This window comes from Kineococcus gurbantunggutensis, from assembly GCF_050871925.1.
Taxonomy (GTDB): domain Bacteria; phylum Actinomycetota; class Actinomycetes; order Actinomycetales; family Kineococcaceae; genus Kineococcus.
In genome coordinates, this window is record NZ_JBJLSG010000212.1 from 1 (window position 1) to 6,858 (window position 6,858).

6 protein-coding genes are annotated in these 6,858 nt (G+C 77.6%); 3 read left to right on the plus strand and 3 right to left on the minus strand.

What is annotated here, in order from left to right:
• Positions 1-141: 141 nt before the first annotated feature.
• A complete protein-coding gene (locus tag ACRYR7_RS23345; protein ID WP_432574596.1) occupies positions 142-1,110 on the minus strand; it encodes a thiamine-phosphate kinase in 969 nt (322 codons plus the stop codon).
• 81 nt (positions 1,111-1,191) lie between these two features.
• Between ACRYR7_RS23345 and ACRYR7_RS23350 the strand changes: the two genes are divergently transcribed.
• Entirely contained in the window at positions 1,192-1,731 is a 540-nt protein-coding gene (locus ACRYR7_RS23350) for a DUF3515 family protein (protein WP_432574598.1), read from the plus strand.
• A 16-nt stretch (positions 1,732-1,747) separates the two neighbouring features.
• On the opposite strand, the gene ACRYR7_RS23355 is transcribed toward ACRYR7_RS23350, so the two are convergent.
• Positions 1,748-2,881, minus strand: a complete 1,134-nt coding sequence (locus ACRYR7_RS23355) for a D-alanine--D-alanine ligase family protein (RefSeq protein WP_432574599.1) — start codon at positions 2,879-2,881, stop codon at positions 1,748-1,750.
• Between the two features lie 38 nt (positions 2,882-2,919).
• Between ACRYR7_RS23355 and ACRYR7_RS23360 the strand changes: the two genes are divergently transcribed.
• Positions 2,920-4,104, plus strand: coding sequence for a trans-sulfuration enzyme family protein (locus tag ACRYR7_RS23360; RefSeq protein ID WP_432574601.1), 1,185 nt, complete (start codon positions 2,920-2,922; stop codon positions 4,102-4,104).
• Between the two features lie 57 nt (positions 4,105-4,161).
• Here ACRYR7_RS23360 and ACRYR7_RS23365 read toward each other — a convergent pair whose 3' ends face one another.
• On the minus strand, positions 4,162-5,163 hold the full coding sequence (locus ACRYR7_RS23365; protein ID WP_432574602.1) for an NAD(P)H-dependent glycerol-3-phosphate dehydrogenase: 1,002 nt from the start codon (positions 5,161-5,163) through the stop codon (positions 4,162-4,164).
• A 104-nt stretch (positions 5,164-5,267) separates the two neighbouring features.
• Here ACRYR7_RS23365 and ACRYR7_RS23370 point away from each other — a divergent pair, with 104 nt between their 5' ends.
• Positions 5,268-6,800: a helix-turn-helix domain-containing protein gene (locus tag ACRYR7_RS23370; RefSeq protein ID WP_432574604.1), complete on the plus strand. Its 1,533-nt coding sequence runs from the start codon at positions 5,268-5,270 to the stop codon at positions 6,798-6,800.
• Positions 6,801-6,858 lie beyond the last annotated feature (58 nt).

A 6,858-nucleotide genomic window follows, 5' to 3' on the forward strand; every position in this document is an offset into this window, starting at 1 on the left:
CGCCTAAGCGTCTATCGGTGTGCACCAGGTGCGTGATGGGGGGATAGTTCACGCGATCACCCTTCGCCCACACCACGACCCCGGGGGCCCGGACGGCACGCACCGCCCCCGAGGTGCGTCCGGGCCCGGCCGCCGACGGGCTCAGCGGCCCCCGAAGTGGTCCCAGCCCACGCCGGTGCCCGACCAGGGCCGCCCGTCGACGAGGACGGGGCGCTCCCCCGCGGCGGCGACGCGGCCGACGACCTCGTAGCCCGCGGGGCGGGCGGCGCCGGGCGGGAAGCAGGCCAGCAGGCCGTGGTCCTCGCCGCCGGTGAGCACCCACGCCTCGGCCGTCGCGGCGCCGGCGCCGGTGGCGGCGGCCAGCGCGGCCGCGGAGGCCCCCAGGGCGGTGCCCTCCAGGTGCAGCTCCAGGGTGGCGCCGCTGGCGGCGGCGATGCGGCCGGCGTCGCGCAGCAGACCGTCGCTGACGTCCATGAGGGCGCTGGCTCCGGCGTCGGCGGCGGCCGGGCCCAGGGCCACCGGCGGCACGGGGCGGCGGTGGGCGGCCAGCAGGTCCGGCACGGCGCCCGGTCCGGACAGGCGGCCGGCGCGCAGCAGGTCCAGCCCGGCGGCGGAGCGGCCGGGAGCGCCGGCCAGGGCGACGAGGTCGCCGGGGCGGGCGCCCGAGCGCAGCACGGGCGCGCGTCCGCCGAGGTCGCCCAGCGCGGTGACGGCCACGACGACCTCGGAGGCGCCGGACAGGTCCCCGCCGGCGACGACGGCGCCCAGCGCGCGGCAGGCGGCGGCCGCGCCCGCGGCGAAGTCCTCCACCCAGGCCACCTCCAGCTCGCCGGGCAGGCCCAGGGCGACGAGCAGGCCGGTGCAGGTGGCGCCCATGGCGGCGACGTCGGCGACGTTCTGCGCCACCGCCTTCCAGCCGACGTCGGCGCCGGTGGACCAGTCGCGGCGGAAGTCGCGCCCCTCCACGAGCACGTCGGTGGTCGCCACCGCGCGGGCGTCGGGGGCGGCCACGACGGCGGCGTCGTCCCCGGGCCCCAGCAGCGCCCCGGTGGGCAGCAGGGGCAGCAGCCGCGCCAGCAGCTCCGACTCGTCGAGGTCCCCGACCCGCACAGCGCTCCCCGCTCCCCGCGACGGCGGGCCCGGCCGGACCCGCCCCGCGCCCGGCCGCGCGGCCCGGCCACACTAGCGGCGATGCCCACCGCAGCCCCGGACCCCCGGCCGAGCGCCGAGCCGCCCCGCCCCGGCCCGTCGCGCGCGCGGCAGCGCGCCGCGGTGGCGGCGGTGCTCGCGGTGGTGGTGGGCGCCTCGGCGTGGGCGTTCACCGCCGGGCGCGGCGGGGTGGAGGCGGCCCCGGGCGCGGGCGACCCGGCGTGCGCGCGGCTGCTGCGCGCGCTGCCGGCCGAGCTGGACGGCGCCGGGCGCACGCCGCAGGGCGCGGCGGGCGTGGCGGCGTGGGACGGGGACCGGGTGGTGCTGCGCTGCGGCGCGGCGGTGCTGGGTCCGACGACGAAGCCGTGCCTGCCGGTGGGCCCGGACGAGGCCACCACGGTGGACTGGGTGGAGGACGCCCGCAGCGAGCGCGCCGTGCGGTTCCTGACCTACGGGCGCGAGCCCGCCGTGGAGGTGACGGTGCGCTTCGGCGACGGGCTGGGCGCGGCCGGCGCCGCGGGGGTGCTGGTGGACCTGGCGGCGCCGGTGGCGGCGATCGAGCAGACCCGCCGCTGCGTGTGAGCGCGGCGGCGCGGGGTCAGCGCAGGCCGGTGGGCCGGCGCAGGGCCAGCTGCAGCAGGTGGTCGACGAGCTGCGGGTAGTCCACCCCGCTCGCGGCCCACACCCGCGGGAACATCGACAGCGGCGTGAACCCGGGCATCGTGTTGATCTCGTTGACGACGACGCCGTCCTCGCCGCGCGCGGGGTCGACGAAGAGGTCCACGCGGGCCAGGCCCTCGGCGCCCATCGCCTCGAAGACGCGCACGGCGGTGCGGCGCACGGCGGCCTCGACGTCCGCGGGCAGGTCCGCCGGGCAGGTCAGGCGCACGCTGGCGGAGTCGAGGTACTTGGCCTCGAAGTCGTAGAAGTCGTGGCCGCCGACGACCTCGACCTCGCCGGGCACGCTGGTGAGCGGCTCGCCGCCGTCGAGGTCCTCCAGCACGCCGCACTCCACCTCACGCCCGTGCACGGCGGCCTCGACGACGACCTTGGGGTCGTGGGCGACGGCCTCGGCGACGGCGGCGGCGAGGTGCTCGGGGCCGGTGACGCGGGTGATGCCGATGCTGGAGCCGGCGCGGGCGGGCTTGACGAAGACGGGGTAGCCCAGGGCGTCGACCTCGGCGCGGCAGGCGGCCTCGTCGGCGGCCCAGCGGCGGGCGTGGAAGCTGGTCCAGGGGCCCACGCGCAGCCCGGCGCCCTCGAGCAGCACCTTCATGACCTGCTTGTCCATGCTGACGGCCGAGGCCAGCACGCCGGAGCCGACGTAGCGGGTGTCGGACAGCTCGAGCAGGCCCTGCAGGGTGCCGTCCTCGCCGAAGGGGCCGTGCAGCAGCGGCAGCACGACGTCCACCCGCTGCAGGGCGGCCACCCCGGCGGGCGGCTCGTCGAGCACCTGCAGCGCCCCGCGGGAGACCTCCTGGGCGAGCGCGACGCGGGTGCCGGCGGCCGGCACCTCGGGCAGCTTGCCGTCGGCGAGGGCGAACAGGGAGGGGTCGTCGGGCACGAGGACCCAGCGCCCGGAGCGGGTGATGCCCACGGGCAGCACGTCGTAGCGCTCGCGGTCGATGGCCGCGAGCACGCCGGCCGCGGTCACGCAGCTGATGGCGTGCTCGGAGGAACGGCCGCCGAAGAGGACGGCGACGCGCGGCTTGGCGCTGACCTGGGTGCTCATCGGCGGGCACCCTACCGGCGGTGTGGTTGGGTGCGTCCGTGCCTGTGAACGACGCGCCGACCCCCGGCTCCCCCGACCAGCCCCGCGAGCTGTCCCCCGAGACCCTGGCCGTGGTGGCCGGGCGCCCGCCGCGCGGGCCCGGCAGCGAGCTGAACACCCCGGTGTCCCTGAGCGCCACGTACGTCGGCGGCGGCTCGATGGGCGAGCAGGGCCTGGGCTACGGCCGCTTCGGCAACCCCACGTGGGAGGCGCTGGAGAGCGCGCTGGGCGCGCTGGAGGGCGGCTCGGCGCGCACCTTCGCCTCCGGCATGGCCGCGGTGGCCGCGGCGCTGCACCTGGTGCCCGCGGACGCGACGGTGCTGGTGCCGCACGGGGCCTACAACGGCACCCACGGGGTGCTGGCGCTGCTGGCCGAGCAGGGCCGGGTGCGCGTGGACCACGTGGACGTCACGGACCCGGCGGACGTGCGCGAGCGCCTGGCGGCGGTGGGCGGGCCGGTGCTGCTGTGGCTGGAGTCGCCGACGAACCCGCTGCTGGAGGTCGCCGACCTCGCGGCGCTGGCGGCGGCCGGCCACGAGCGCGGGGCGCTGGTGGTGGTGGACAACACCTTCGCCACCCCGCTGCTGCAGCGGCCGCTGGACCTGGGCGCCGACGTGGTCGTGCACGCGGTGACGAAGTTCCTCTCGGGCCACTCGGACGTGGTGCTGGGCGCGGTGGTGACGCGCTCGGAGGAGCTGCTGGCGGCGCTGACGCGCCACCGCACCCTGCACGGGGCGATCCCGGGGCCGATGGAGGCCTTCCTGGCCCTGCGCGGGCTGCGCACGCTGCCGCTGCGCCTGGAGCGCGCCCAGCGCAGCGCCGCGGAGCTGGCGGTGCGCCTGCGCGCGCACCCGGCGGTGACGCGGGTGCGCCACCCCTCGCTGCCGGAGGACCCCGGCCACGAGCTGGCGCGCGCGCAGATGCGCGGCTTCGGCGCGCTGGTCTCGATCGAGGTCGCCGGGGGCGCGGCCGCGGCCGACGCGGTCGTCGACGCGGTGCGGCTGTGGGTGCCGGCCACGAGCCTGGGCGGGGTGGAGTCGCTGGTCGAGCGGCGCCGCCGGCACGCGGGCGAGCCGCGCGTGGTCCCCGAGGAGCTGCTGCGGCTGTCGGTGGGCGTGGAGGACCTCGAGGACCTGTGGGCGGACCTGTCGCAGGCGCTGGACGCGGCCGCGGCCCGCTCCTGAGCGCCTGCCCCGCCGGCAGCCGCCGGCGGGGCCCCGGCGGGGTCGGGGCGGGGCCCCTCAGCAGCCCACGAGCCGGGCGGCGAGCCCGTCCGGGGCGGCGCCGGCGGTGACGGCGGCCGCGACCTGCTCCACCAGGGGCAGGCGCACCCCGGCGCGCTCGGCGCGGCGCAGCACCGCGGGCGCGGAGGTGACGCCCTCGACGGTGCCGCCGGCGGCGGCCAGGGCCTGCTCCAGGCTGGCGCCGCGGCCCAGGGCCAGGCCGGCGCGGTGGTTGCGCGAGAGCGGGGAGCCGCAGGTGGCGACGAGGTCGCCGACGCCGGCCAGGCCGGCGAAGGTGGCGGCCTCGGCGCCCAGCGCCAGCCCCAGGCGGGTGGTCTCCCCCAGGCCGCGGGTCAGGACGGCGGCGCGGGCGTTGGCGCCGTGCCCGGCGCCCTCGGCGATGCCGACGGCGAGGGCGACGACGTTCTTGACGGCGCCGGCCACGTCGACGCCGACGACGTCGCGGCTGGTCTCGGCGCGGAACGCCGGGGAGGTGCAGGCGGCGGCCACCCGGGCGGCGACGGCGCCGTCGGTGCAGGCGGCGACCGTGGCGGCGGGCTGGCGGCGGGCGACCTCGGCGGCGAGGTTGGGCCCGGAGACGGCCACGACGCGCTCGGGCCCGGCGCCGGTGACCTCGGCGACGACCTCGGTGCCGAACAGGCCGGTGCCGGCTTCCACGCCCTTGGCCAGGCACACCAGCGGCACCGCCGGCAGCAGGGCGCGCCAGGCGGTGAGCTGGGCGCGCAGGCGCTGCAGCGGGACGGCGAGGACGACGAGGTCGGCGCCGCGCAGCGCCTCGGCCGCGTCGGCGGTGGCCTCCACGGCGTCGGGCAGGCGCACGTCGCCGAGGCGGGCGGTGTTGGTGCGCAGGCGGCGGACCTCGTCGGCGACCTCGGGGCGCCGGGCCCACAGCGCGACGCGGCAGCCGGCGTCGGCGAGGACGAGGGCGAAGGCGCTGCCCCAGGATCCGGCGCCGAGGACGGCGACACGCGGGGCGGCGGGCGGGGGAACACGGGGCACGCGTGTCACGCTAAGGCCACCGGGACACGCCGCCGGACAGCGCTTGACCGGCTTTATCTCACATGTGAGATACGGTGGCGCGCATGGCAGTCTCCACCGAGCCGATGACCCCGCCGACCGGCGACCACCTCGCCCAGATCGGCACGCTCATCCGCGACGCGCGCAAGCACCGCGGCCTAACCCAGGTGCAGCTGGCCGAGAGGCTGGGCACCTCGCAGAGCGCCGTGCACCGCATGGAGCAGGGCCAGCAGAACGTCACGATCGACATGCTGCAGCGCGTCGGGCACGCGCTGCAGGACGACTTCGTCTCGATCGGGCGTCCGGCCCCCACCCACCTGCGCGTGCAGGGCGGCACCCAGCTCTCCGGCAGCATCGCGGTGAAGTCCAGCAAGAACGCCGGCGTGGCGCTGCTGTGCGCGGCCCTGCTCAACCGCGGCCGCACCACGCTGCGCGGGGTCGCCCGCATCCTGGAGATCCACCGCATCCTCGACGTGCTCGCCAGCATCGGCGTGCGCTACGAGTGGGTCAACGAGGCCGACCTCGTGCTCGACGTGCCCGAGGCGCTGGACCTGGCGGCGATGGACTCCGAGACCGCCAAGCGCACCCGCAGCATCATCATGATGCTCGGCCCGCTGCTGCACCGCTACGACGAGTTCCAGCTCCCCTACGCCGGCGGCTGCGACCTCGGCACCCGCACCGTCGAGCCGCACATGGTGGCGCTGCGCCCCTTCGGGCTGTCGGTGACGGCGACCACCGGGCACTACCACGCCACCGTGGACGACTCCGTGCGCCCGCGCCGGCCCATCGTGCTGACCGAGCGCGGCGACACCGTCACCGAGAACGCGCTCATGGCGGCGGCCCGCGTCGACGGCGTGACCACGATCCGCAACGCCAGCCCGAACTACATGGTCCAGGACCTGTGCTTCTTCCTGGAGCAGCTCGGCGTGCGCATCGACGGCATCGGCACCACCACCCTGGTCGTGCACGGCGTGCCGGACATCTCCGTGGACGTGGACTACTCCCCCTCGGAGGACCCGGTCGAGGCGATGAGCCTGCTGACCGCGGCGATCGTCACCCACTCGGAGCTGACGGTGACCCGCGCCCCCATCGAGTTCCTCGAGATCGAGCTGGCGATCCTGGAGGAGATGGGGCTGCAGTACGACCTCTCGGAGGAGTACCCCGCCGCCAACGGCCGCACCCGGCTCGTCGACATCACGGTGCACCCCTCGCACCTGAAGGCGCCGATCGACAAGGTCCACCCGATGCCGTTCCCGGGCCTGAACATCGACAACCTGCCGTTCTTCGCGGTCATCGCGGCCAGCGCCGAGGGCTCCACGACCGTGCACGACTGGGTGTACGACAACCGCGCCATCTACCTCACCGAGCTGAACCGCCTGGGCGCGCGCGTGAAGCTGCTGGACCCGCACCGCGTGCTGGTGGAGGGCCCCACCCGCTGGTCGGGCGCGGAGGTGCTGTGCCCGCCGGCGCTGCGCCCGGCGGTCGTGGTGCTGCTGGCGATGCTGGCCGCCAAGGGCACCTCGGTGCTGCGCAACGTCGACATCATCGCCCGCGGCTACGAGCAGCTCGCGGAGCGGCTGACGCCGCTGGGCGCGCGCATCGAGACCTTCCGCGACTGAAGCACCGCGACCGAGCGGTCCTGGACGGCCGAGGCCCCCACCCGGTGCCGGGTGGGGG

Bases quoted from the DNA above. Each gene is read 5' to 3' on its own strand.
- ACRYR7_RS23350 (WP_432574598.1), top strand. From the start codon at position 1,192: ATGCCCACCGCAGCCCCGGACCCCCGGCCGAGCGCCGAGCCGCCCCGC.
- ACRYR7_RS23355 (WP_432574599.1), bottom strand. From the start codon at position 2,881: ATGAGCACCCAGGTCAGCGCCAAGCCGCGCGTCGCCGTCCTCTTCGGC.
- ACRYR7_RS23370 (WP_432574604.1), top strand. From the start codon at position 5,268: ATGACCCCGCCGACCGGCGACCACCTCGCCCAGATCGGCACGCTCATC.